General features: G+C 69.8%; 21 protein-coding genes and 2 tRNA genes. 14 read left to right on the forward strand and 9 right to left on the reverse strand.

Annotation, left to right across the window (positions count from 1 at the left end; all coding sequences use genetic code 11):
- Positions 1-9: 9 nt before the first annotated feature.
- The 4 genes from ACH4DZ_RS13240 to ACH4DZ_RS13255 all read right to left on the reverse strand — a co-directional run bounded on the left by ACH4DZ_RS13240 (position 10) and on the right by ACH4DZ_RS13255 (position 4,899).
- Positions 10-915 (reverse strand): amidohydrolase family protein, encoded by a 906-nt coding sequence (locus ACH4DZ_RS13240; RefSeq protein ID WP_398287184.1) that lies wholly within the window; start codon positions 913-915, stop codon positions 10-12.
- Between the two features lie 51 nt (positions 916-966).
- On the reverse strand, positions 967-1,848 hold the full coding sequence (locus tag ACH4DZ_RS13245) for a DUF2797 domain-containing protein (protein WP_398287185.1): 882 nt from the start codon (positions 1,846-1,848) through the stop codon (positions 967-969).
- A gap of 1,594 nt (positions 1,849-3,442) precedes the next feature.
- On the reverse strand, positions 3,443-4,108 hold the full coding sequence (locus ACH4DZ_RS13250; RefSeq protein WP_398287186.1) for a YdcF family protein: 666 nt from the start codon (positions 4,106-4,108) through the stop codon (positions 3,443-3,445).
- Positions 4,108-4,899, reverse strand: a complete 792-nt coding sequence (locus tag ACH4DZ_RS13255; protein WP_398287187.1) for a GntR family transcriptional regulator — start codon at positions 4,897-4,899, stop codon at positions 4,108-4,110. Before ACH4DZ_RS13255 ends, ACH4DZ_RS13250 begins: the two co-directional genes overlap by 1 nt.
- A 161-nt stretch (positions 4,900-5,060) precedes the next feature.
- On the opposite strand from ACH4DZ_RS13255, the gene ACH4DZ_RS13260 reads away from it, so the two are divergent.
- From ACH4DZ_RS13260 to xerC, 12 genes are all read left to right on the forward strand, one after another.
- A complete protein-coding gene (locus ACH4DZ_RS13260; protein WP_398287188.1) occupies positions 5,061-5,393 on the forward strand; it encodes a hypothetical protein in 333 nt (110 codons plus the stop codon).
- Positions 5,394-5,395: 2 nt separating this feature from the next.
- A complete protein-coding gene (locus ACH4DZ_RS13265) occupies positions 5,396-6,736 on the forward strand; it encodes an FtsK/SpoIIIE domain-containing protein (RefSeq protein ID WP_398287189.1) in 1,341 nt (446 codons plus the stop codon).
- Positions 6,737-6,809: 73 nt separating this feature from the next.
- Positions 6,810-6,992 (forward strand): hypothetical protein, encoded by a 183-nt coding sequence (locus ACH4DZ_RS13270; protein ID WP_398287190.1) that lies wholly within the window; start codon positions 6,810-6,812, stop codon positions 6,990-6,992.
- 78 nt (positions 6,993-7,070) lie between these two features.
- Positions 7,071-7,715 carry a DUF2637 domain-containing protein gene (locus ACH4DZ_RS13275; RefSeq protein WP_398287191.1) on the forward strand — a complete coding sequence of 215 codons (645 nt, stop codon included), beginning with the start codon at positions 7,071-7,073 and terminating at the stop codon, positions 7,713-7,715.
- Positions 7,716-7,735: 20 nt separating this feature from the next.
- The gene (locus tag ACH4DZ_RS13280) at positions 7,736-7,921 is read left to right on the forward strand and encodes a mobile element transfer protein (RefSeq protein WP_398287192.1); all 186 of its coding nucleotides are present in this window, start codon (positions 7,736-7,738) and stop codon (positions 7,919-7,921) included.
- A gap of 13 nt (positions 7,922-7,934) precedes the next feature.
- A complete protein-coding gene (locus ACH4DZ_RS13285; RefSeq protein ID WP_398287193.1) occupies positions 7,935-8,315 on the forward strand; it encodes a hypothetical protein in 381 nt (126 codons plus the stop codon).
- Between the two features lie 91 nt (positions 8,316-8,406).
- A complete protein-coding gene (locus ACH4DZ_RS13290) occupies positions 8,407-8,586 on the forward strand; it encodes a hypothetical protein (protein ID WP_398287194.1) in 180 nt (59 codons plus the stop codon).
- A 5-nt stretch (positions 8,587-8,591) separates the two neighbouring features.
- A complete protein-coding gene (locus ACH4DZ_RS13295; protein ID WP_398287195.1) occupies positions 8,592-8,837 on the forward strand; it encodes a hypothetical protein in 246 nt (81 codons plus the stop codon).
- Entirely contained in the window at positions 8,834-9,181 is a 348-nt protein-coding gene (locus ACH4DZ_RS13300; RefSeq protein WP_398287196.1) for a hypothetical protein, read from the forward strand. Before ACH4DZ_RS13295 ends, ACH4DZ_RS13300 begins: the two co-directional genes overlap by 4 nt.
- Positions 9,178-10,572: a replication initiator protein RepSA gene (repSA, locus tag ACH4DZ_RS13305; protein ID WP_398287197.1), complete on the forward strand. Its 1,395-nt coding sequence runs from the start codon at positions 9,178-9,180 to the stop codon at positions 10,570-10,572. The genes ACH4DZ_RS13300 and repSA overlap by 4 nt, the downstream gene beginning before the upstream one ends.
- The gene (locus ACH4DZ_RS13310; RefSeq protein WP_398287198.1) at positions 10,569-10,778 is read left to right on the forward strand and encodes an excisionase family DNA-binding protein; all 210 of its coding nucleotides are present in this window, start codon (positions 10,569-10,571) and stop codon (positions 10,776-10,778) included. Before repSA ends, ACH4DZ_RS13310 begins: the two co-directional genes overlap by 4 nt.
- Positions 10,766-12,001 carry a tyrosine recombinase XerC gene (xerC, locus tag ACH4DZ_RS13315; protein ID WP_398287199.1) on the forward strand — a complete coding sequence of 412 codons (1,236 nt, stop codon included), beginning with the start codon at positions 10,766-10,768 and terminating at the stop codon, positions 11,999-12,001. The genes ACH4DZ_RS13310 and xerC overlap by 13 nt, the downstream gene beginning before the upstream one ends.
- 78 nt (positions 12,002-12,079) lie before the next feature.
- Here xerC and ACH4DZ_RS13320 read toward each other — a convergent pair.
- A tRNA-Arg gene (locus ACH4DZ_RS13320) sits at positions 12,080-12,152 on the reverse strand.
- A 240-nt stretch (positions 12,153-12,392) separates the two neighbouring features.
- Positions 12,393-12,483 (reverse strand) — tRNA-Ser (locus ACH4DZ_RS13325).
- A gap of 224 nt (positions 12,484-12,707) precedes the next feature.
- On the opposite strand from ACH4DZ_RS13325, the gene ACH4DZ_RS13330 reads away from it, so the two are divergent.
- Together ACH4DZ_RS13330 and ACH4DZ_RS13335 are read left to right on the forward strand one after the other, a co-directional pair.
- Positions 12,708-13,166: an SSI family serine proteinase inhibitor gene (locus tag ACH4DZ_RS13330; protein ID WP_398287200.1), complete on the forward strand. Its 459-nt coding sequence runs from the start codon at positions 12,708-12,710 to the stop codon at positions 13,164-13,166.
- A gap of 314 nt (positions 13,167-13,480) precedes the next feature.
- Positions 13,481-18,001, forward strand: coding sequence for a PAS domain-containing protein (locus tag ACH4DZ_RS13335; protein ID WP_398287201.1), 4,521 nt, complete (start codon positions 13,481-13,483; stop codon positions 17,999-18,001).
- A gap of 157 nt (positions 18,002-18,158) precedes the next feature.
- Here ACH4DZ_RS13335 and ACH4DZ_RS13340 read toward each other — a convergent pair whose 3' ends face one another.
- From ACH4DZ_RS13340 to ACH4DZ_RS13350, 3 genes are all read right to left on the reverse strand, one after another.
- The gene (locus ACH4DZ_RS13340) at positions 18,159-19,805 is read right to left on the reverse strand and encodes a long-chain fatty acid--CoA ligase (protein WP_398287735.1); all 1,647 of its coding nucleotides are present in this window, start codon (positions 19,803-19,805) and stop codon (positions 18,159-18,161) included.
- Between the two features lie 167 nt (positions 19,806-19,972).
- Complete coding sequence (locus ACH4DZ_RS13345; protein ID WP_387320435.1) at positions 19,973-20,518, reverse strand: SigE family RNA polymerase sigma factor; 546 nt, start codon at positions 20,516-20,518, stop codon at positions 19,973-19,975.
- A 249-nt stretch (positions 20,519-20,767) separates the two neighbouring features.
- A complete protein-coding gene (locus tag ACH4DZ_RS13350; RefSeq protein WP_398287202.1) occupies positions 20,768-21,643 on the reverse strand; it encodes a DUF1906 domain-containing protein in 876 nt (291 codons plus the stop codon).
- Positions 21,644-21,655 lie beyond the last annotated feature (12 nt).

Genomic DNA, 21,655 nt, shown 5'->3' on the forward strand with positions numbered 1-21,655 from the left:
GCCTGGCCCTCACAGCCCGAACAGCCGCGCCCCGTTGTCATGACAGACGGCCCGCAGCCAGTCCTCCCCGAGCCCGAGCCGCTCCAGTGCCCGCAGCTGATGCTCGTACGGGTAGGGGATGTTGGGAAAGTCGGTCCCGAGCAGAATCCGGTCGCCGAGACCGGCGAGGCGGGGGAGCGCACGCCGGGGGAACGGGGTGAGCTCCTCGCTGAAGTCCGTGAACGCCATCGTCGTGTCCAGCCGCACCTCCCCGAACCGCTCGGCGAGGTCCAGGAAGTCCTCGTACTCGGGCATCCCCATGTGCGCGATCACCAGCCGCAGCCGCGGATGCCGCGCAAGCACCCGCCCGACCGGCCCGGGCCCCGTGTGCTTGCCGGGCGAGGGCCCGGAACCGCAGTGGATCACGACAGGGGTCCCGGCCTCGGCGAGCAACCCCCAGGCCGGATCGAGAAGTGCGTCGGCGGGGTCGTACGCCCCCACCTGCACGTGCGCCTTGAAGACCCGCGCCCCGTCGTCCAGCGCCCGGCGCACATACTCCGCCACGCCCGACTCCGGGAACAGCGTCGCCGTGTGGAGGCAGTCGGGGGTCCGGCGGGCGAAGTCGACCGCCCACCGGTTCAGCCACTCGGCCATGCCCGGCTTGTGCGGGTAGAGCATGGCGGTGAAGGCACGCACGCCGAACTCCCGCAGCGTCCCGACCCGTACGTCCTCCTCGGCCCGGTAGGTGATGGGCCACTCGACACCGCCGGTGAGCGGCCCGAGCCCGTCGAAGTACGCCCAGACCTTCTTCAGGACGGACTCGGGCATGAAGTGGGTGTGGACGTCGACGAGCCCGGGAAGACCGAGCCCCTCCCAGAACCGCCGTACGCCGACGGCCTCGCCCTCCGCATCCGTCCCCTGCGTGCCGTCAGTCATGTCCACACTCCCTCGGGCCCCTGCCCTTGTCCCTGTCCTTGCCTCTGTCTTTCAGAAAAGCCCGTCCTGAACTCCCCCGAACTCCCGCACGGGCACGGTGATGTCCCCCCGCTCCCCCTGCTCCCCCGGCCCGGCCGCCCCGGTCAGTTCCCACCCGGTCATGAGCCGCGTATCGAGCACGACGACCCCCCGCCCGGTCAGCAGATGCAGATCGGGCCCGGCGGCGGCGACCAGCTCACCCCGCACGACACCCCCCGGCACCAGCTCGCCGACGACGGCCACCGCCGGCGGCAGCCCGTCGAGCCCGAACGCATCCGTGTGATCGACGGCCTCGAACGGCATCCGCTCCAAGGCGTCCGGCCACCCGCCCAGCCCCACGGCCCGCGCGTGCAGTTCCCTGACCTCCGCCGCCCGCGCCTCCGCCTCCGGCAGCGCACTCCGTACGGCCCGCTTGGCGTCGTAGGCGATCCGGTCCGGCACTCCCAACGCCGTACGCAGCAACTCCTCGCTGCGCCGGGCGGACATCAGCGGCCCCCGCCCCAGCCAGGTGAAGACGACAGCGCCCTGCTCCAGCAGCCGGGCCGACCCGCGCTCGACGGCGGTGATCCCCACCTTGACCATCCCGGGTCCGAACCAGGCCAGATAGACCGAGTAGGGCCGGGGGTCGTCGGCGATGGTGTCCGCCGCGACGGAATGGGCCCGGTCCAGCCGTGCGCACTCCTCGCACCGGGCCCCGACACTGCGCCCGGACACCGCGGCCCCCGCGAAACAGCCGTGCCCGCGCGCCCCCACACACCGCCGCCCATCCCCGTCCACGACGGCGAACGCGACCTGCTTCCCCCACGGCAACACACTGCGACGCCCCCCGTCCCAGACCAGCACGGGCTCCCACCCGGCCCACCGAAGCCCCCTGCATTTCCACACCTGTGCCATCACTCACGAGCGTAGAGGTCGGCACTGACAACGGGACGCCACAACAAAAGAAGCCCCGGACCATGGTCCGGGGCTTCTCACCTGTGTGCACTCGGCAGGATTCGAACCTGCAACCTTCTGATCCGTAGCTCTATGTAGATCGGTCAACTACGGCCACAGCGGGCGCATGAAGGTCCCCAGAGGTCGCTGTGGGCTGGCAGAGGTCACCCCGGTTGCTGTACCGCGTTGCTGTACAGCAGTCGCGTCCGATGCCCATCAAGGGATCGACTCCACAGCCAGCTATCCAGGATCTGAATAGCGAGGAGGACGATCACGGCTACCACCAGCCACGTTGCCTGGCGCAATATCGCGGACATCGTGTCACCGTTGATCACGCAGCTCAGAATTGCGCCAAGCAAGATCAAATAGCGGTTGCGACTGTCAGTGCCGTGTGCGAGAGTACGAGACACCATGCCTCCGCTTTGGCGGAGCGCATTCCGAGCCAGGGGTGACGCCATAGTTCTCCTTCGGTTTCGGTTCATCGACGGGGCGCCCTCACTTCTTCGCGGGAGGCGGGCGCCCCAGTCGTTTTTGGGTGGCAGCAACGCTAGCGCATGGCACTGACAACAAGCGCCAACGACCGAGTGCCGAGCGGGAGTTGCCTCGGCGCTGGCCGACCGCCACCAACGTCGCTCCACCACTATCCACAGCCTCGCAACTTTCTCCGGCGAACTTCCGGAGTAAATGAACACATCGGCATCCGAGCCGATCATGCGGGAATGCGCTGACGTGCAGTTTTCCATATTTGATCTGGTGACAGACATCACATTCTAATGGGCGCTTCGCCTGCCGTTTGTTGAACACCTTGAATTGTCAGTGGCGACCCTTATACTGGAAGTTTTCTTGAACGCGGCCTATTCGGGAATTGTGGATCACGCGGCGTTGTCGGTGGCGCGCCTTATGCTGAGAGGTTTTCGATGCACGCCCTCCCGACCTCTTTAGTCCTACGGCACGACACTGACAAATAAGGGATCCGGTTCCGCTTCTGTGGTCGGCGGCCCTTGCGCGACCGTTTCGCCTTGCTGACGCTGGCTGAGCGGGCTGTTACCTCCTCAACCCACCACTCACCCCAGCTCTCATCCCGTCCGCCGTCGACCCACACACCGTGGAGCGGGCGTGGTTCAGGGCGTCAAGGTGGAGCGCGCCACTGTACGAACGACCTTGACGCCCTGGGCCGCGACTGCTCGGCTCTGCCTGGGTCGGCGGTGGACGGGATGAGAGCTCCCCGCGCACGCCACACTCGGCCGGCACCCGCGAACGGCGCCCCCTCCATCCCGGAGTCGGAGCGCCCCCGCCGGAGGCATGTCCTTGACCGTGGCTGCGTTCGTGCGGTGATCGCTACTCATCAGACCGGCCCGTCTACCCGTGGGCGCGCGTCGGCGCAGCGCCCGCAGCGCGGGCCGGAGGCAGGAGCGCGGAGGGCGGCGGAGCCGGGAGCGCGCCCGGCGGAGCGGAGCGCAGCCGGACTTGATGAGGTAGAGAAACCTGTAACAACTCGCTCCGGCCGGTCAGATGGGCGGCCCCTCGCGGCGTGAGCTGACCCGGGCTGAGTTGATCAGGTGGAAGCCGTGTCGGTGTGGAGGAGCCGACTGGTGAAACCTTCGCGGCAGAGCCGTTCATACGCCTGAAGCACGTGATCCGGTACGGACTGACTGATCATGAACCCCTGCTCCGGGTAGATCAGCAGGCGCTGAAGTGCACCGACAAGCATGTCGATGACCAGTCGCGCGTCCCCGATGGAATCGACGTACTCGTCGAACGCCATCGGAGTAGAAGCGCTGACGATCTCCACTCCGGGCCACAGCTTGCGCGCGGTGGCGTACGCCCTCCGCTCCTCGTACGGCTTGCTGATCAGAAGCACGGAGGACACGTCCACTCCCGCCTCCTCAAGCACGGCCTTGGAGAAGCGGATGTTCTCGCCGGTATTGCGGGCGTGAGGCTCTACGAGCACCGCTGAGGCGGGCACGCCACGTTCGAGGGCCCGTTCGCGGTAGTGGACCGCTTCGCCCCGCGGCATGCGATCCCGCGTCGTGCGGCTGGTGGCTCCCGTGAACACAAGCAGCGGAGCCATGCCACGCTCGTAGAGGTCTACCGCCGTGTCGGCCACGCCCAAGTCGTGGCTGCCCAAGCCCACCGCGACCGAGCACGGCCGGAGGGCGTGGCCCATCTGGTGGTAGTCCCACAGGCGTCGCGCGTCGGCCCATGCCTGCGTCGAGATCATTACTGCCCCTTCTCACCCTTCGCCGAGTCCGGAACCTTGAAGTCGTACTCCCAGGCGAAGCGCGAAGCCGCGTGCACACCGATGGCGAATTCGACCACTGTGCCAGAAGCCGTGTAGGTCGTCCGGTGAAGCTCAACGACAGGTTCGCCCGCGGGGAGCTGCAACAACTTCACCTCGTCCGACGTCGCCGCCCGGGCAAAGATCGCTTCCTTCATGTGGTCGATCTCGTACCCCGCGTCGTACAGAACCCGGAATCCGCCGCCACGGCCGGCCGGTCCGGGAGTCGGGTCCACGATTCGTGTGCCCTCGACGTGCTCAGGGCGGTAGTAGCTGGTCAACGTGTGGGTCGGCTGGTTGCCTTCCTTCACGAGACGCGCTCGGGCATATACCTGCGCCCCTTCGGAAAGGCCATGTGCCGCCGCCACTGCGGGCGGGGCTTCAACGAGACTGACTGTCTGGGTCTGCTCATTCCGGCGGTAGCTACGCCCGGAAGCCACGCGGTCTGCGATGAATGCGACCTCGTCACCATCCCGCCACTTTGCCTTGTCATACCGGGCGATGCCGAGCCGCTTAAGCGGCACCCGCTGCCGTACGACGGTGCCGTGCCCCCGAGATGAGGTCACAAGCCCTTCCGCCTCCAGGGCCTTGTAAGCCGCATGCACGGTGGACTTCGAACCCTCGCCTTTTGCGACTAGCTCCCTGATCTGCGGAAGCTGCTCGCCTGGCGCGTACTTGCCGCTCGCGATCGCCTCGGCCAGCTTGTCCGCCAGCTCTCGCCACTTGGGCGTCATTCCGTGGCTCCTCTCGTCGAGAACAGTCAAACACAGTCCCAGGACTGTTGACAGTCTCGGGACTGCGTGTCACAGTCTCCCTAAGCCGCTCGCAGTCCCAGGACAGCGAGTGTGTGTGGCCCTTAGGGGCTGTCCTGGCATATCGACTCAGGGAGTACTGCATGCCGTCCTTCAAGATTGATCTTTCGACTGCGGTCGTGATCGTGGCGACCGCCCCGGAAGCGAAGCTGGTCGACAAGCGCACGGGTGAGCGGGCCGTGGACCGGGATTCCGGTGCTGGTCTGTCCACGGTGGGCCTGGTGATCTCCGACGAGGGTGAGGGCAACCTCTACAAGGTCACCGTTCCGGAGACCGGTTACCCCGACGGTCTCCAGCCGGGCTCGATCGTGCAGGTGGTCGGTCTCAAGGCGCGTGACTGGGAGAACGAGTTCAACGGACAGAAGCGTCACGGCATCTCGTTCCGCGCGGTCGCGATCACCCCGGTCGGTGCCTGACGATGGCAGACATCGCGACCTGGTTCGAGGTGGGCGGCGCTGCCGCTGGTGCCGGTGGTCTCGGCTACGCGAAGGTCCGTGCTCCGCGCGTGTACTGGTCGCTGGTCGGGATGCCGGTCACGTGGGGTCGGTTCACCTGGACGTATCGGTCCACGATGGAGGTGTGCGGGCTGACGGTGCAGCCGTCCGGCATGCGGGCCTTCATGACCCGCAACGTGGCTCGCCGTGAGGTGCGGCCGTCGGCGCCGAAGGTCCGCCGGGTCCGGGGCACTTCAACCGGTCTGCGCGTGACCCTGCGTCTGCCCGCCGGCCTGGAGCCTGCCGACATCGCCGCGTCCTCCGAGCGCCTGCGCCATGCCTGGGGAGTCCGCTCGGTGATCGTGGCGGAGACCAAGCCTGGCTTTGTCGAACTTCGGATGACCGGTTACGACGTGCTGGCGCGTGTCACGATGCCGCGCAAGGCCAAGCCTCGTGACCTGGTGATTCCGGTGGCGCTGCGGGAGGACGGCACGGTCTTCGAGCGGGACTACCGCAAGGTCCCCATGGCGCTGACGCTCGGCGCGAACCAGTCCGGCAAGTCGATGTATCAGCGCAACCTGATCAAGGGGCTGGCTCAGCTCCCGGTCGGTGTGATCGGGATCGACTGCAAGCGCGGTGTCGAGCACGGCCGCTACGCGTCCCGGCTGTCGGCGTTGGCGACCACTGCGGACAGTGCCGGGCAGTTGATCGAGGCGCTGGTCACGGAGATGGAAGAGCGCTTTGACCTGCTGGCCCTGTATGGGGTCTCGGACTTGTGGGAGCTGCCGGAGCATGTGCGGCCGGTGCCGCTGGTCGTGCTGATCGATGAGGTGGCAGAGCTGTTCCTGGTCACCTCGAAGAAGGATGAGGCGGCCCGCGACCGCACGGTCATGCAGCTCGTGCGGCTGGGTCAGATGGCCCGTGCGATCGGCATCTACCTGGAGGTGTGCGGACAGCGCTTCGGCTCCGACCTCGGCAGGGGCGCCACCGCGCTGCGCGCTCAGCTCACCGGCCGTGTGGTGCACCGCGTCAACGACAAACAGACCGCTGACATGGGATTGGGCGACATCGCCCCCGACGCGGTGGTCGCGGTGACCGCGATCGCTCCGGATCGCCCCGGGGTCGCGGTGGCCGGTGACACCTCCGGCGGCTGGTCCCGTATCCGCACCCCCGAGACGTCCCCGGACGAAGTAGCAGCCGTGTGCCGCGACTTCGCCCACCTCACCCCGAACCCGCCGTTTCTGGCGCCGTTCCGCCCGGTCAGCCGGGCCGTGCCGCCGATGCCGGCCGCACCGCCGCGGGTGATCCCGCAGCGGACCCCCTGATCCTCGCCCCACCCCACTGCCCGTGCGCCAAGTCCCTACCCCCGCCATGCCCAAAGCCGAGAGGAGATCACTCGTGGCCCGCAAGAGCGTCAAGCCCTCCGCGAAGCCCTCCGCCGAGTCGTGCTCGCCCTGCGGTGGCACCGGAGAGGTTTCCCGGACCGTCCGTGTCGGCCGCAAGCAGCGGGTCGTGGGTCAGCAGGCCGGCCTGTGCCTGAACTGCCTGGGCTCCGGTGAGATCCCCGCGACCAACGACTGACACCGCTCGGGACCGGGCGGCTGGACACGTTCGCCGCCCGGTCCCGGCCCAAATCCCTGCGAAAGGAGGTGAAGACCCGTGACCCGCACGCGTGTGGACGTCGTCCTGATCGTCCTGGCACTGATCGCCGGATCACTGTCCTTCGCTCACCTGCACGACCTTGCCGAAGCAGCCGGACAGACCGGCTGGAAAGCCTGGGCCTACCCCGTATCCGTCGATCTGCTGCTGGTCGCCGTGCTGCGCCGACTGCGCCTGGATCAGTCAGTGTCCGCCTGGTTCTGGTTCCTCATTGCCCTGGTCGCCTCGCTCGGCGCCAACATCGCCACCGCCGGGGTCCTCGACCTGGAGCACGTCCCGGCCTGGCTGCGCATCCTCGTCGCGGGCTGGCCCGGCCTCGCCTTCCTCGGCGGCACCCTCCTCGCCCACCAGCCCACCCCCGCACCGGACCCGCAACCGGCCCCCGAGCCTTCGCCGACCGTGGTCGCGGTCGACCGTCCCACGGTGCCCGACCTCGAACCGCAGAGCACCACTCCGGAGCCCGTTGCGGCCCTGCCTCAAGCCGTTCCGGCCGTGAGCGTTCCTCCGGCGCTGGTCGACCACGCACGCAAGGTCGCTGCCGATCATCACGCCCGTACCGGGACGGACATCGACACCGCCACGCTCCGCGCCCGGCTCAGCATCCCGGAAGACCTCGCCGGCGCGATCGCCGCCCAACTCGCCTGACAGACAAGGAGATTCAGTCCGTGCGCCCGAATCGCTTCTACAACGTGATCCGTATCGGACCGGTCAAGGTCGGCTCGTTCAACAACGGCCGTGGCCAGACCAAGCACACCGCGGCGTGCACCGCGCCCGGCTGTGGCTTCTCGACCGAGCACGACAACCGGTCGGCTGCCGAACTCGCTGCCCGCACCCACCGCTGCCCGGCCTGAGGAGGGCTGTCCCATGCAACTGCCTGACGAACAGTTCCGCGCCGGTCACATCCCCGCGGACCTCTACCACCAGATCCCGCCCGGCACCGACATGCGCAAGGTCGTGATCGTCCAGGAAGCCCCCCGCTCCTACAAGGGTCCGATCCTGCTCACCCTCGCGATCACCCTGGGCACGGTCCTGGTCCTGATCGTGATCGCCTTCGTGGTCCAGATCATCGCCGCGTCCATCGTCGCAGTGCTGTCCGCGAGCTGCGGCATCGGCTACACCCTCAGCCGCGGCTCCAAGAACCGGGAGTTATCCCGCGCGGGCACCCGCCGGCGTTCCCGCTCGCCACGCAAGTCCCCGGTCCGCTCCCGGCCCGCCCGGTCCCGGAGCCACTACCGCAAGTACTGACCGACCGGGGCGGCCTCTCTCGCCAAAGATCCGCCGCCCCGGACGGCCGCACCTCTTCCCGATCTTCCGATCCGAAAGGGCTCCGTCCATCATGCCTGCCTCCACCTCGAACCCGCCCGTCTGCCGCGACTGCGGCGGCTTCCCCGTCGTCTCGATCACGACCGGCGCCCGTCACCGCGACGGCTCCCGCGTCCTCCTGCGCGTCGTCTGCCGGGCCTGCAACGGCACCGGCCACCCCGCCCCCGCCGTCGTGCTCTCCACCCGCAGGTGAGCGCCATGGGACTCCTGAACTGGAACTCCAGCGAGCACTTCGACCACGGCGGCGACTGCCCGTGCACCCAGTGCGGCAAGCCCACCCCGCTGCGCTCCCATGACGGTGAGCCCGTCCACAAGGTCTGCGCGGAGGACTGGAACGACCGCACCCCCACCGCGCCGCGCTTCCAGCACGAGGGCCGCGACCTCGGCACCGCCCGCTACCACTCCGACCCGCCGCGCAAGAGCGGTAAGGACGGTGCGCGATGACCGAGACCTCTGCTCTCGACGGCATGCCGCTGATCGTCGTCCTGTGCGGCTCGACCGAGTTCATGGACGAATTCGCAGAGATCAACCTGCGGCAGACCGCGATGGGCCGGATCGTCCTGTCGGTCGGCTGCAACCTCAAGCAGCCGCACCCGCTGTGGGCGGACCCGGCTGACGCTGCGGCGTTGAAGCCGAAACTCGACCGCCTTCACCGCGCAAAGATCCGCCTCGCCGATCGGGTCATCGTGGTGGGCATCCGCATCGGCGCCTCCACCCGTGCCGAGATCCACTACGCCCGTGCGCTGGGCAAGCCCGTCGACTACCTCCACCCGGAGGTGGCCGTATGACCGACACCGCCACCCTGGCGGGTCTCGACCCGGCCACACTCAGCGACGTGCTGAGGGTGGCCGGCGCCGATGACTTCGACCGCTGGCACGAACAGATCAAGCGCACGGGCGGCTGCTCCGACCCGATCCGCCTGACCGGCGCCACGAAGACGATCGACCCGACGACCAAGACCGTCCTGCACGCGTACTCGACCGAGGATGAACCGGGCGGCATGCTCCGCATCGCATGCGGCAACCGCCGTGCCTCGCGCTGCCCGGCCTGCGCCTGGACCTACGCCGGCGATACCTACCACCTCATCCGCGCCGGGCTCGTTGGTGATCCGGCCAAGGGCACCCCGCACAACGTGCGCGACCACCCGCGGGTCTTCGCCACCCTCACCGCACCCTCGTTCGGCCCGGTCCACAACCGACCCGGCAACCGGCCGTGCCGCTGCGGTGCCCGACACGCGGAGGATGCCCCGGAACTCGGCACGGCGCTCGATGCGGCGACGTACGACTACGCGGGCGCAGTGCTGTGGAACAACCACGCCTCCGACCTGTGGCGCTACTTCACGATCTACCTCCGCCGCGAGATCGCCAAGCGGGCCGGACTCACCCAGAAAGACGCCCGTGAACAATCCCGGCTGTCGTTCGGCAAGGTCGCCGAGTACCAGAAGCGCGGAGCCGTCCACTTCCATGCGGTGATCCGCTTCGACGGACCGGACGGGCCCGACTCCCCGCCCCCGCACTGGGCCACCCTCGACCTCCTCACCGACTCCATCCATGCCGCTGCCGCTCGCGTCGCGGTCGACGTCCCGCCCGCCGGGGATGAGCCTGCACGCACCCTGCGGTGGGGCACACAACTCGACGTCCAGCCGATCGGCGCGTTCGGCAACGGCGAAGACCTCACAGAGCAGGCGGTCGCCGCGTACGTGGCCAAGTACGCCACGAAGGCGGCTGAGACGACAGGCACCGTGGATCGCCGCGTTGGCAACAAAGAGGCGCTGATCCTGCTCGGGGTGCCCGACCACCCCCGCCGGCTGATTGAGGCGTGCCTCGACCTCCACCGGCTCTACCCGGAACGCAAGCTCCGCGACTGGGCTCACATGCTCGGCTTCCGCGGCCACTTCTCGACGAAGTCCCGCCGCTACTCCACCACCCTCGGCGCCCTCCGCCAGGTCCGCGCCGACTACCGCGCAGCCCAGCAACGCGCCTCCCTCGGACTGCCCGACCCCGACGACCATCCCGAGGCGACCACCCTGGTGCTCGCCCACTGGACCTACGCCGGCCACGGCTACACCCCCGGCGAATCCTGGCTCGCAGCCAACATCCACCGCGACATCCAGCTCAACCGCGAGACCGCACGCGAAGCCCTGCAAGACCAACTCGAATGGGAGGAATCCGCAGCATGACCACGGCTGTGATCGAACGGAAGTGGCACACCACACGGGAGGTCGCTGAGATGCTCGGCTACGGCCTTTCCAAGACCAAGATGTTGGTCCTGACCGGCGAGATCCGCTCCATTAAGGACGGCCGTAACCGCCGCATCCTGCCCCGGTACGTGGACGAATACGTTGAGCGCCGTGCCCAGGAAGCCGAAGCGGAGTGGTCGGCATGAGCGGCAAGCGGGGCAACGGCGAAGGTTCGATCTACCCGTACAGGAACGGGTATGCGGCCTACGTCTGGGTGACCAAGCCGGACGGCAAGCGGGCCCGCAAGTACGCGTACGGCAAGACCCGCGAAGAGGTCCATGAGAAGTGGCTCGCGCTCCATGCGGAGGCGAAGAAGGGTCCGGTCGCCACTCGTCACCGGACGTTGTCCGCGTTCCTCGCGTACTGGCTCGACTCGATCGTCAAGCCGAACTTGGCTCCCCTGTCGTACGTCTCCTACGAGGGCTACGTGCGTCTCTACATCGCCCCGTACCTGGGCACGAAGCGGCTGGACAAGCTGACGGTCCGGGACGTGCGCGAGTGGCTGACCAAGCTGGCGACCGTCTGCCAGTGCTGCGCCCAGGGGAAGGACGCCAAGCGGGAAGTCCCCCGGCGAAAGTGCTGCGCGGTCGGGGACTGCTGCGAGTCGTACCCATCCCGGCGCGTGGTCCAGGGCTCCCGTGACGCTCTGCGGGCTGCGCTCACCCATGCGGTCACCGAAGAGGAGATCAGCAAAAACGTGGCGTCGTTCGTGAAGGTGCCCAAGCCTCGTCGTCGCCGGGTCAAGCCGTGGTCCGTCGCTGAGGCCGGCCGGTTCCTCGCTGATGCCGCTGCTCGGGACGATCGCCTCTTCGCGGCCTGGGTTCTCGCGCTGTGTCTCGGGCTCCGCCGTGGTGAGGTCCTGGGCCTGACGTGGAAGTCCGTCGACTTCGAGAGGGGGGAGCTGTACGTCGATCACCAGATTCAGCGTGCGGGGCGGCAGATCCTTCACCGTGAGACCAAGACCGAGGACTCCGACGACTTCTTGCCGCTGCCGGCGCTGTGCCTCAAGGCGTTGCAGATGCGCCGTGCTCAGCAGATCGGCGACCGGAAAGCCGCTGGTGAGGTCTGGCAGGACAGGCACGGGCTGATCTTCACCACGAAGTACGGGACGCCGATCGAGCCGGGCAACATGACCCGCATGTTCGCGCTGCGTGCTCGTCGTGCCGGGCTCCGGGTCATCCCGCTGCGGAACGCCCGGCACACGTGCAGCTCGCTCCTGGTGGCGCTGAAGGTGCACCCGAAGGTGGCTCAGCGCATCCTCCGGCACTCGCAGATCGCCATGACGATGGAGGTCTACGCCGAAGCGAGCGAAGAGCAGGTGCGTGCCGCGATCGGCCAGTTGTCCGACGCGATGGGCGGTACCGGTTGACGCGGTTGCTGTACTTCGCTGCTGTACGCCCCTGAAACGCCAAAGGCCCCGGATCACTCCGGGGCCTTTGAGCTGCTGTGCACTCGGCAGGATTCGAACCTGCAACCTTCTGATCCGTAGTCAGATGCTCTATCCGTTAAGCTACGAGTGCTTGTGTGTTCTGTTGTGTTTGCTCTTCCTTCCGGACTTTTCTGCCCGGTTGGCGTTGCGGGAACAACATTACATGACTGGCGGCGTGAGGCGAAATCCGTTTGCCAGACCCTGCCTGACCTGCGAAAACGACCCCAAGACGGTTCCGAGGCGACCCCTGACGCGGTCCCGTGGAGCGCCGGGAACGATCAAGAAACGACGAAGCCCCGGTCGCGAACGACCGGGGCTTCGTGATCTGCTGCGGAGGCGGAGGGATTTGAACCCTCGATGGGATTTGCGTCCCAAACCGCATTAGCAGTGCGGCGCCATAGACCGGACTAGGCGACGCCTCCAGCACAACCATCCTCGCAAGCGCGAAATGGTGCGTGCAGATGATGACACAGCCGAGCGGGCTGTCACCAATCGCCCCCCACGGTACTAGGCGGAAAGGCCCGAGGGCAAAGCCCTTGTCCGCAGCGCAACGTCAGGGCCCGAACGGCGTTAGAGCAGGCGTCAAAGCTGTCGTCGGAGCAGACGTCAGAGCAGTCCGATCAGAACCGCCGTCAGAGGAGCCACCATGCTGCGCCGCATCGCCCTCACCGTCGCCACCTCCGCCGCCGCCTCCTTCGCCGCCCTGTCCGGTGCGCCGGCGGTCGCGTACGCCGATTCGTTTCCCCTCGTGCCGCCGCCGGTGAGCGGCGCGGACCGGGCCGACCACCTCACCGTGACGGTGCAGGGGGCGGGTGACGGCCGCGACGGGAGGTTCGAACTCGACTGCCATCCGGTCGGCGGCAACCATCCCCAGGCGCAGGCCGCCTGTGACTACCTGGACCGGAACACCTCGTGGGGCAAGAGCCCCTTCGCGCCCGCGCAGGAGCGCGGGATGTGCACGATGCAGTACGGCGGTCCGGCCACCGCACACGTCACGGGCACCTGGGCCGGCCGGCCCGTCGACGCGACGTACCAGCGCGGTGACGGGTGCGAGATCGCGCGCTGGGACGCCCTCGTGCCCGTACTCCCCGATCTCGGCGCGTAGACGCGCAGACGCGCATAGCAGGGCATGGCAGACGGAGCAGACAGGGCGTACGGGCGAGGCGTGCGGGCAGGGCATGTGGGTGGGGTTCGGTGAATGCGTGGGATCAGGAGGCGGGCGGGGCGGCGAATCGCGCGGTCACAGGTTCTCCAGGTCTTCTGCGTGCGTTCTGCGTCCCCTCTACGTGCGACCTCCCTCTCATCCGGCGCCGCGAGCGCAACCACTGCCCGTAGACTCCCTCGCGTGACACGTCGCGGACCCGTTGGCAAGATGGCTACCGCGGTCGGCAAGGAGCGGTAACAGGGAGGAAGCGTCTCGTGAGCAGCAGGCCATCCCGAGGCGCTGCTCGCCTCGCAGCCATACTCGACGCACTTCCCGACGCGTTGGTGCTGGTCAACGCCAACGGAACGGTCGTCAACGCCAACACCATCGCCCTGGAGGCCTTCGAGGCCCCGGGCACCGCGCTCGTGGGGCGCGGGCTGCTCGATCTGCTGCCGCAGTTCGACTCCCGGCTCATCCCGGGCACCATGCGGCGGGCCGAGACGGTCGACGAGAACGGGCGCACCCGGCCGACCCGGATGATCGCCCGCCGCACCGACGGCAGCGAGTTCCCCGTCGAGGTCACCAGCGCGAACCTGGAGAACGGGCAGCAGGCGTACGACGGTTACGGCTACACCGGCGACGAGCTGCTGATGATCGTCGTACGGGACCTCTCCGGCACCGTCGACACGGAGGCGGAGCTCGCGCGCTCGCAGCGGCAGACGGAGATGATCCTGCGTGCCGCCGCCGAGGGCGTGGTGGGCACGGACACCGAGGGACGGGTCGTCCTCGTCAATCCCGCCGCCGCCCAGATCCTCGGATTCCGGGCCAGCGACCTCGGCGGGCAGGAACTGCACCCGCTGATGCTGCACTCGCGCGCGGACGGCGAGCCCTTCCCGTACGAGGAGTCGCCGCTCGCCGACACCCTGCGTTCCGGGCGCAAGCACCGGGTGCGCGGCCAGGTGCTGTGGTCCAAGAGCGGCGACCGGGTGCCGGTCGACCTGACCACCGCGCCGGTACGGGACGGCGACCAGCTCGTCGGGGCCGTGATGACCTTCACGGACCGGCGGCCGTACGACGCGCTCGCCGAGGAGAAAGACGCCGAGGCCGAACGGCACCAGCAGGAGCTCGCGCAGGCCTCCGAGAGGCACGCCGAGGAGCTGGCCGCCCTCCGTGAGGAACACGCCGGGGTGCTCGCCGAGCTGCGCGAGCAGCACGAGGAGGAACTGGCCGCGGGTGACGACCGGTACGCGGCCCTCGGCGAGCGCGAGAAGGACCGTTACGAGGCACTGTCCGCGCGGCACGAACAGCTTCTGGCCGTGCTGGGACGCTCCCTGCGCGGGCCCCTGGACCAGTTGCGCGGCGAACTCGCCACCCTCGCGGCGGACGACGCCGGACAGCTGTGGCCCGAGGCCAACCAGGTCCTGCACCACCTCTCGGCCGGCTACTCGCGCATCACCACGCTCGTCGACAACGTGCTCGCGTACCAGCGCCTGGACTCCGGGACCGAGGGCGTCACCCGTACGAAAGTGATGCTGGACGCGGTCGTCGCCGCCGGGGTGGACGGGGCCGTCGAGCTGATCGGGCCGGGGCGGGTGCAGTTCGCCGTGCACGCGCCGCCCATCGAGGCCGAGGTCGACCCGCAGCGGCTCGCCACCGCGCTCGCGCACCTCATCGCGGATGTCGCGGGCGTCGACTCGACGGGCAACTCGCCGGCCTCGGCCGGCGGCTACATGGACAACACGGTCGTCGTGGCGGCGGCACAGCGCGGTGAAGGCGTACGGATCGAGGTACGCGGGCCGTACGCCGGGGGCGACCCGGTGCACGAGCCGATCGTGCGCGGGATCGTGCGCGCGCACGGGGGAGTGCTGCAGACGCACGAGGTCCCCGGGATGAGCGGCAGCGCGTTCGTTCTCGAAGTGCCCATCGGGGGCGGGGCGGGATCGGTCCCGGCCGTCGTTCCGGACGCGGGCGCCGTTTCCGGTGCGGGGGCAGGCCCGGACGGGACTTCGGACGGCCCTCAGGCCGCGGCAGTGGCAGCGGGCTCCGGTGCGGTCGGTTCCGCTCTCGCGCTGCCCGAGCAGGCGTCCTCCCAGGGGGGCGGGCGGCGGCGGGCCCGGCGCGCGTCCGTCGACGCCTTCCTGGAGAGCGAGGTCGGGCCCTCGACGGAGACGACCGTGCCCACCGGTCGGCGCAGGCGTGCCGCGGAGGACGGGCGGCAGCCGGCGCTGCCGGCTCAGGTCTCCGAGGACGACAGCGCTTCCGAGGGCAACGGCGGGACCGGACGGCGGCGTGGGCGGCCGAGTTCCGTCGAGGGTGGTGTCTCCGAGGGCGCTGTGGTGACCGCCGCCGAGCATGCGGCCGGTACCGCGGCCACGGGGCTGGGGGCGACCGTGCCCCCGCAGGGCGTGCCCGCGCCCGCCGACGGACGGCGTGCCCTGCAGGACGGCGCCCGACAGGCTCTCCCGGCCGCACTGCCCGCGGCCACACCCTCCAGGCCGGGGCCGGGGCCGGGGCCGGGGCCGGATGCAGACGCGGCCTCAGCAACGGGTGAGAACGCCGAGGGTGGCGGCTCTCAGCCGACCGGGCGGCGTCGGCGTGCGCTGGCCGCCGCTGCGGAACGTGCGGCGGCTCAGGAGGCGGGGCCTCGCGCGGTGTTCGCACTGCCGCCCGCCGAGGCCGACCGCTCTCCCGACTACGCCACGCAGTTCACCGAGGGCCACGGCCACGGTCAGGCACCGGCCGCCGGCGGACGCCATGACGTCGCCTTGCGCGATCCCGCCGACGATCACACTCCGCCCCAGCCGCATCCGGTGCAGGCGCCCGGCGGACGCCGACGGGCTCGGCAGGCCGCGGGCGAGGCAGCCCGCGTGGGCGAGGCAACCGGCGTAGGCATGGGCGATGTGACGCCGGACGGGGCGACCGGGATTCCCGGGCAGCAGCCGATGCCTGGCCATCTGCCTCCCGCGCAAGCCCCTCCCGCGGAGGGCGCGCCCGCTCAGCCCGTCCCCGGACAGGCCGTCCCTGGACAGCCCGCACCCGCGCCCGTATCCGTATCTGGTCAGGGAAACCCGGTGCACGGCGCCCTTTCAGCCGTCCCTGCCATGGGACAGGCCGTTCCCCCGCAGGCCGTTCCCCCGCAGCCCGTTCCTCCGCAGGGCGTCCCCCAGCCGTCCGCCCCCGGGCAGGCCCTCCCGCCGCAGGCAGGGTCTCTCACCGGTCAGGCCCTGCCGCCGCAGGCCGCTCCCGGACAGGTCGCCCCGGCCGGTCTCGCCGGACCTGCCCAAGGCACCCCCGCGGCGGCCCCCGCCCAACCGCAACCGCAGGCGCAAACGCCCGCGGCCGGGATTCCGGACGCGGACACGACCGCGCCCCCTCAGCCGTGGCCCGGCGCGACCGACACCTCCGGCGCCGGCGTACCCGTACAGCCGGAAGCCGCGGCGGCGCCGCAGCCGTGGCCCGGCACGGCCGATACGTCGGCCGCTCCTGAGCCCGCGGCGGCCCCGGAACAGCCGCGCCTCGCGCAGCCCCTCCCCGCGGAGGCGGCGGCGCCTCCCGTCGACCCCAACTCGACGCAGGGCCGGGCGATCAGCGTCCGTACGCTCGGGCAGGGTGTCCCGTTCGGCCGTCGCATGATCGACGCCCAACAGCCGAAGCAGCCCAAGCAGCCCGGCCGGACGGCGTCTCCCGCTCCTCAGGGCCGCGCACAGGCGCAGGGACAGGGACAGGCACAGGGACAGGCACAGGCACAGGCACAGCCCGTGGCGCAGGGGGCAGCCGCGCCGCAGCCCCAGGCACCCACCCCTCCCCCGCACGCGACCAACGGCTCCGGGCGGCGCCGCAAGCTCGGCACGCGGCCCGATCCCGTGGCCGAGCAGACGGACACGGGGGCGCGCTCGCACCCGGGTGCCGGTGGACAACAGTCCCGGCTCGCCCACACCACCGAGGGCACCGGCCGTTCGTACGCCATAGGAGCACCGGACCAGAACGCCGACGAAGGCCCCGAGCCGCTCGACGGCCCCGGCGGCGCGGTGGAGGTCGCGAACCAGCCCCACCCCCGGCCGATGGACGACGAACTGCCCCCGGAGCCCCTGGACAACCCGCGTCGGCTGCTGGTCTGGCCCGCGCCGGACATCACCACCCAGCAGGCCCTGAGCGACCGCGGCTACCGGCCCGTCATCGTGCACTCACGCGAAGAGGTCGACGCCCAGATCGCCGCCTTCCCGGCGGCCCTGTTCGTCGACCCGCTCACCGGCCCGATCACCCGCACGGCGCTCCAGTCGCTGCGCCAGGCCGCCGTCGCCGCGGAGGTGCCGGTCCTGGTGACCGCCGGCCTCGGTCAGGCGACCCGCGAGGCGGCGTACGGCGCCGACCCCGCCGTACTCCTCAAGGCGTTGTCGCCGCGCGACAGCGAGCAGCACCCGCCGCGCGTTCTCCTCATCGAGGAGCACGCGGAGATCGCGCTCGCGCTGACCTCGACGCTGGAGCGGCGCGGTATGCAGGTCGCGCGGGCCTCGTCCGACGAGGACGCCGTCACCCTGGCAGGGCAGATGCGGCCGAACCTGGTGGTGATGGACCTGATGCAGGTACGCCGCCGACGGGCCGGGATCGTCGACTGGCTGCGCGCGAACGGCCAGCTCAACCGCACTCCGCTGGTCGTCTACACCGCGGCCGTCGACCAGTCCGAGCTGCCGCGGCTGGCCGCGGGGGAGACGGTGCTGTTCCTGGCCGAGCGATCGACGAGCGCCGAGGTGCAGGACCGCATCGTGGATCTGCTGGCTCGCATCGGTACGAACTGAGCTTCGGCTCAACCGGGCGCCCGCGCAACCGGACGCCCGCACAACCGAGGACCCACACAAACGAACGTCCGCACAACCGAAGGCCTACGCAAAGAGGTTGGGGCGTTGTTTCACGTGAAACAACGCCCCAACCCGCGTAGCTCGCCTGCTGTGACCGTCAGAGCTGGGTGACGTCCAGCTCGCCCGCCGCGTACTGCCTGCGCAGCACCTTCTTGTCGAACTTGCCGACGCTCGTCTTCGGCACCGACGCGATGATCGTCCAGCGCTCGGGGAGCTGCCACTTGGCGATCTTGCCCTCGTCGGCGAGGAAGGACCGCAGGGTGTCGAAGTCGGCGCCGGCGCCTTCCTTCAGCACGACGGTGGCGAGCGGGCGTTCGCCCCACTTGTCGTCTGGGACGGCGACGACCGCCGCCTCGGCGACATCGGGGTGGGCCATGAGGGCGTTCTCCAGGTCGACCGAGGAGATCCACTCGCCGCCGGACTTGATGACGTCCTTGGCGCGGTCGGTGAGGGTCAGGAAGCCGTCGGCGCTGATCGTGCCGACGTCACCGGTCTTGAGCCAGCCGTCCTCGCTGAACTTGTCGTCGGGGCGCAGGGCTTCGACGCCCTGGCCGCCGTAGTACGCGCCCGCGATCCAGGGGCCCCGCACCTCCAGCTCGCCCGCGGACTCGCCGTCCCAGGGCAGCCGCTCGCCACCCGGGCCGGTCAGCCGCGGCTCGACGCCGGCGGGGAAACGACCCTGGGTGAGCCGGTACGCGAACTCCTCGTCCGAGCCGGTCTCCACCTGGGCCGGTGGCCGCGCGATCGTGCCGAGCGGTGAGGTCTCCGTCATGCCCCAGGCGTGGCAGACGCGCATACCCAGCTCGTCGAACGCCTTCATGAGGGCGGGCGGACAGGCGGAGCCGCCGATGGTGACCTGGGTCAGCGAACTCACGTCACGCGGCTTGCCCTTGAGCTCCGCGAGCAGGCCCTGCCAGATGGTGGGGACGGCGGCGGCGTGCGTGGGACGCTCTTTCTCGATCATCTCGGCGAGCGGTGCGGCCTGCAGGAAACGGTCCGGCATCAGCACGTTCACACCGGTCATGAACATCGCGTGCGGCAGTCCCCAGGCGTTCACATGAAACTGCGGGACCACGACGAGGGACGTGTCCCCGTCGGTGAGCCCCATGGACTGCGTCATGTTGACCTGCATCGAGTGCAGGTAGATGGAGCGGTGCGAGTAGATGACGCCCTTGGGGTCGCCGGTCGTGCCGGAGGTGTAGCACATGGCGGCGGCCTGGCGTTCGTCCAGCGCGGGCCAGTCGTAGCTGTCCGGCTTGTCCGCGATCAGCTCCTCGTACTCGTGCACCTGGACGGTCGCCCCGTCGAGCAGCGAGCGGTCACCGGGACCGGAGACGACCACGTGCTCGACCGACTTGAAGTGCGGGAGCAGCGGAGCGAGCAGCGGGAGCAGCGAACCGTTGGCCACGATGACCCGGTCGGCGGCGTGGTTGACGATCCAGACGAGCTGCTCGGGGGGCAGCCGGAGGTTCAGCGTGTGGAGGATCGCGCCCATGGCCGGGATCGCGTAGTACGCCTCGACATGCTCGGCGTTGTTCCACATCAGCGTCGCGACCCGGTCGTCGTCCCGGACTCCGAGGTCGTCGCGCAGGGCGTGCGCCAGCCGTGCCGTCCGTGCCCCGATCTCGGCGAACGAACGCCGGTGCGGCTCGGCCTCCCCGGTCCAGGTGATCACCTGAGACGACCCGTGGATCGTCGACCCGTGGGCCAGGATCCTAGAGATCAGCAGCGGTACGTCCTGCATCGTGCTCAGCACGGCGTCCTCCCGGGGGCGACATTGCCTACGCGGTAGTAAGGGTTGGGCTGATTCTGCTCACATACCGCGCGGTATGTCACTACTACGGGGTGATCGATCACGTCACGGCAAGGATTGCTTGCCCGGTCCCGCGCTCTGTGCCTCCACCGCGCCGGTCAGCGCACGGGGCCCAGCTCAGGGTCCTCACGGAGTTTGCCCAGCGCGCGCGACACGGCCGACTTGACCGTACCGATCGACACGCCCAGCACCTCCGCCGTCTGCGCCTCGCTCAGGTCCTCGTAGTACCGCAGGACGACCATCGCCCGCTGCCGCGCGGGCAGCTTCATGATCGCGCGCCACATCGCGTCGTGCAGCGCCTGCTGCTCCGCCGGATCCCCGGCCGGCGGAGCCTGCGGCTCCGGCATCTCGTCGCACGCGAACTCGTCGACCTTCCGCTTCCGCCACTGCGACGTCCGCGTGTTCAGCAGCGCCCGCCGCACATATCCGTCGAGCGCCCGGTGGTCCTCGATCCGCTCCCAGGCGACATACGTCTTGGTGAGGGCGGTCTGCAGCAGATCCTCCGCGTCGCACGGGTTCGCGGTCAGCGAGCGCGCGGTACGCAGCAACACAGGTTGGCGAGCCCTTACGTACGAGGAGAACGACGGGTACGCATGGGTCCGCGTCGCCACGTTCGAAGCGCTGGTGCAGACGGGTGTGGTCATGGCTCCACGCTAGGATCGCCCCCTGCTCCAGCGGATCGGCCGCAGGTCCCGAAGCTTTGTCCGCCTCAGGTTGTAGGAGGGGGGCAGGCCCCACCTCCTGAAGGTGGACACGGGGCCCAGGACCCCTGAGGGTTCGCCCCTGAGAGGCGGGCCCCCGGCGCACTCCCACCGCAGTAGCCCGGCCTCCGGCGTGGTGCCGGAGTAGTACGACCGCGTACGCAGGCCGCTCCGCACGGCCCCCCCGACAGGTCAGCCGATGCGCGCGACCGGCGCGTGCATCAGATTGCGGTCGATCAGCAGCGTCCGGCCACCGTGCCGTTCCCGTACGTTCCCCGCGTACTGGTGGATGCGCCGCGCGGGCGCCCACGCGGTCTTCCGCAGTACGGGCTCACGGTGCAGCCCGTTCCGTACGCCCCATCGCGCGAACCACACCACCGACGGCAGATCCCGCACACCGGCGCGCCGCGAGCGCTCCATGTGGCGGACTCCCGACTCGGCGCTGCTGTAGAACCCCGGCAGATACCCCCGGCGCGACACCTCACGGTTCCACCCCCGCACGAACAGGAGCGTGGTGCGGGCACACCTCTTGTTCCAGTACGCGTAAGCCTCCATGTCCAGGAAGAGCGGGCTGCCGGGCCTCATACCGAGGGCCGCCGCCCTCTTCACCGCATCGCGGGCCTCCGCCGTCCCCTGCTTCCAGGGGTGCCGCCCGATCCGTACGTTCTTCTTGTGCCGCGCGAACACACAGGTCGACTGCGAGCCCACGTACAGCGGCAGCACCCGCCAGCCCTGGTCCCGCACCGTCCGCATCCAGCGGTGGCTCAGGTGGGGCTGTGACCGGCAGGCCCGTCCGCGACCGCCGAAGTAGACACCCACCGCCCGGTACGGGGACGCCCGCCACCGTCGCATCGTGTCCGCGGACGGCGCCCGGCAGGTGTCGAACGCACGGCCCTTGAACGTGAGCGTTCCGGGTCTCGCGCCGGACTCCCGGACAGGGGAGTCCACCGGAGCGGCAGCACCCGGCGACCAGGGCCCCGCCTGTGCCGGTGGTGCCGCCGTGAGCCCCAGCAGGAGCAGCACGAACCCGAATCCGACGATCATCTTGTGACATCGCAGCCAACGCATAGGCCGAGTCAA

Origin of the sequence: Streptomyces sp. NPDC017991 (assembly GCF_044328075.1) — a bacterium.
GTDB lineage: Bacteria > Actinomycetota > Actinomycetes > Streptomycetales > Streptomycetaceae > Streptomyces.

Coding starts and splice junctions, on each gene's coding strand:
- ACH4DZ_RS13295 (WP_398287195.1), top strand. CDS start 8,592: ATGGGACTCCTGAACTGGAACTCCAGCGAGCACTTCGACCACGGCGGC.
- ACH4DZ_RS13240 (WP_398287184.1), bottom strand. CDS start 915: ATGACTGACGGCACGCAGGGGACGGATGCGGAGGGCGAGGCCGTCGGC.
- ACH4DZ_RS13250 (WP_398287186.1), bottom strand. CDS start 4,108: ATGATCTCGACGCAGGCATGGGCCGACGCGCGACGCCTGTGGGACTAC.
- ACH4DZ_RS13265 (WP_398287189.1), top strand. CDS start 5,396: ATGGCAGACATCGCGACCTGGTTCGAGGTGGGCGGCGCTGCCGCTGGT.
- repSA (WP_398287197.1), top strand. CDS start 9,178: ATGACCGACACCGCCACCCTGGCGGGTCTCGACCCGGCCACACTCAGC.
- ACH4DZ_RS13340 (WP_398287735.1), bottom strand. CDS start 19,805: ATGCAGGACGTACCGCTGCTGATCTCTAGGATCCTGGCCCACGGGTCG.
- ACH4DZ_RS13310 (WP_398287198.1), top strand. CDS start 10,569: ATGACCACGGCTGTGATCGAACGGAAGTGGCACACCACACGGGAGGTC.
- ACH4DZ_RS13345 (WP_387320435.1), bottom strand. CDS start 20,518: ATGACCACACCCGTCTGCACCAGCGCTTCGAACGTGGCGACGCGGACC.
- ACH4DZ_RS13255 (WP_398287187.1), bottom strand. CDS start 4,899: ATGACGCCCAAGTGGCGAGAGCTGGCGGACAAGCTGGCCGAGGCGATC.
- ACH4DZ_RS13285 (WP_398287193.1), top strand. CDS start 7,935: ATGCAACTGCCTGACGAACAGTTCCGCGCCGGTCACATCCCCGCGGAC.
- ACH4DZ_RS13290 (WP_398287194.1), top strand. CDS start 8,407: ATGCCTGCCTCCACCTCGAACCCGCCCGTCTGCCGCGACTGCGGCGGC.
- ACH4DZ_RS13350 (WP_398287202.1), bottom strand. CDS start 21,643: ATGCGTTGGCTGCGATGTCACAAGATGATCGTCGGATTCGGGTTCGTG.
- ACH4DZ_RS13300 (WP_398287196.1), top strand. CDS start 8,834: ATGACCGAGACCTCTGCTCTCGACGGCATGCCGCTGATCGTCGTCCTG.
- ACH4DZ_RS13330 (WP_398287200.1), top strand. CDS start 12,708: ATGCTGCGCCGCATCGCCCTCACCGTCGCCACCTCCGCCGCCGCCTCC.
- ACH4DZ_RS13260 (WP_398287188.1), top strand. CDS start 5,061: ATGCCGTCCTTCAAGATTGATCTTTCGACTGCGGTCGTGATCGTGGCG.
- ACH4DZ_RS13245 (WP_398287185.1), bottom strand. CDS start 1,848: ATGGCACAGGTGTGGAAATGCAGGGGGCTTCGGTGGGCCGGGTGGGAG.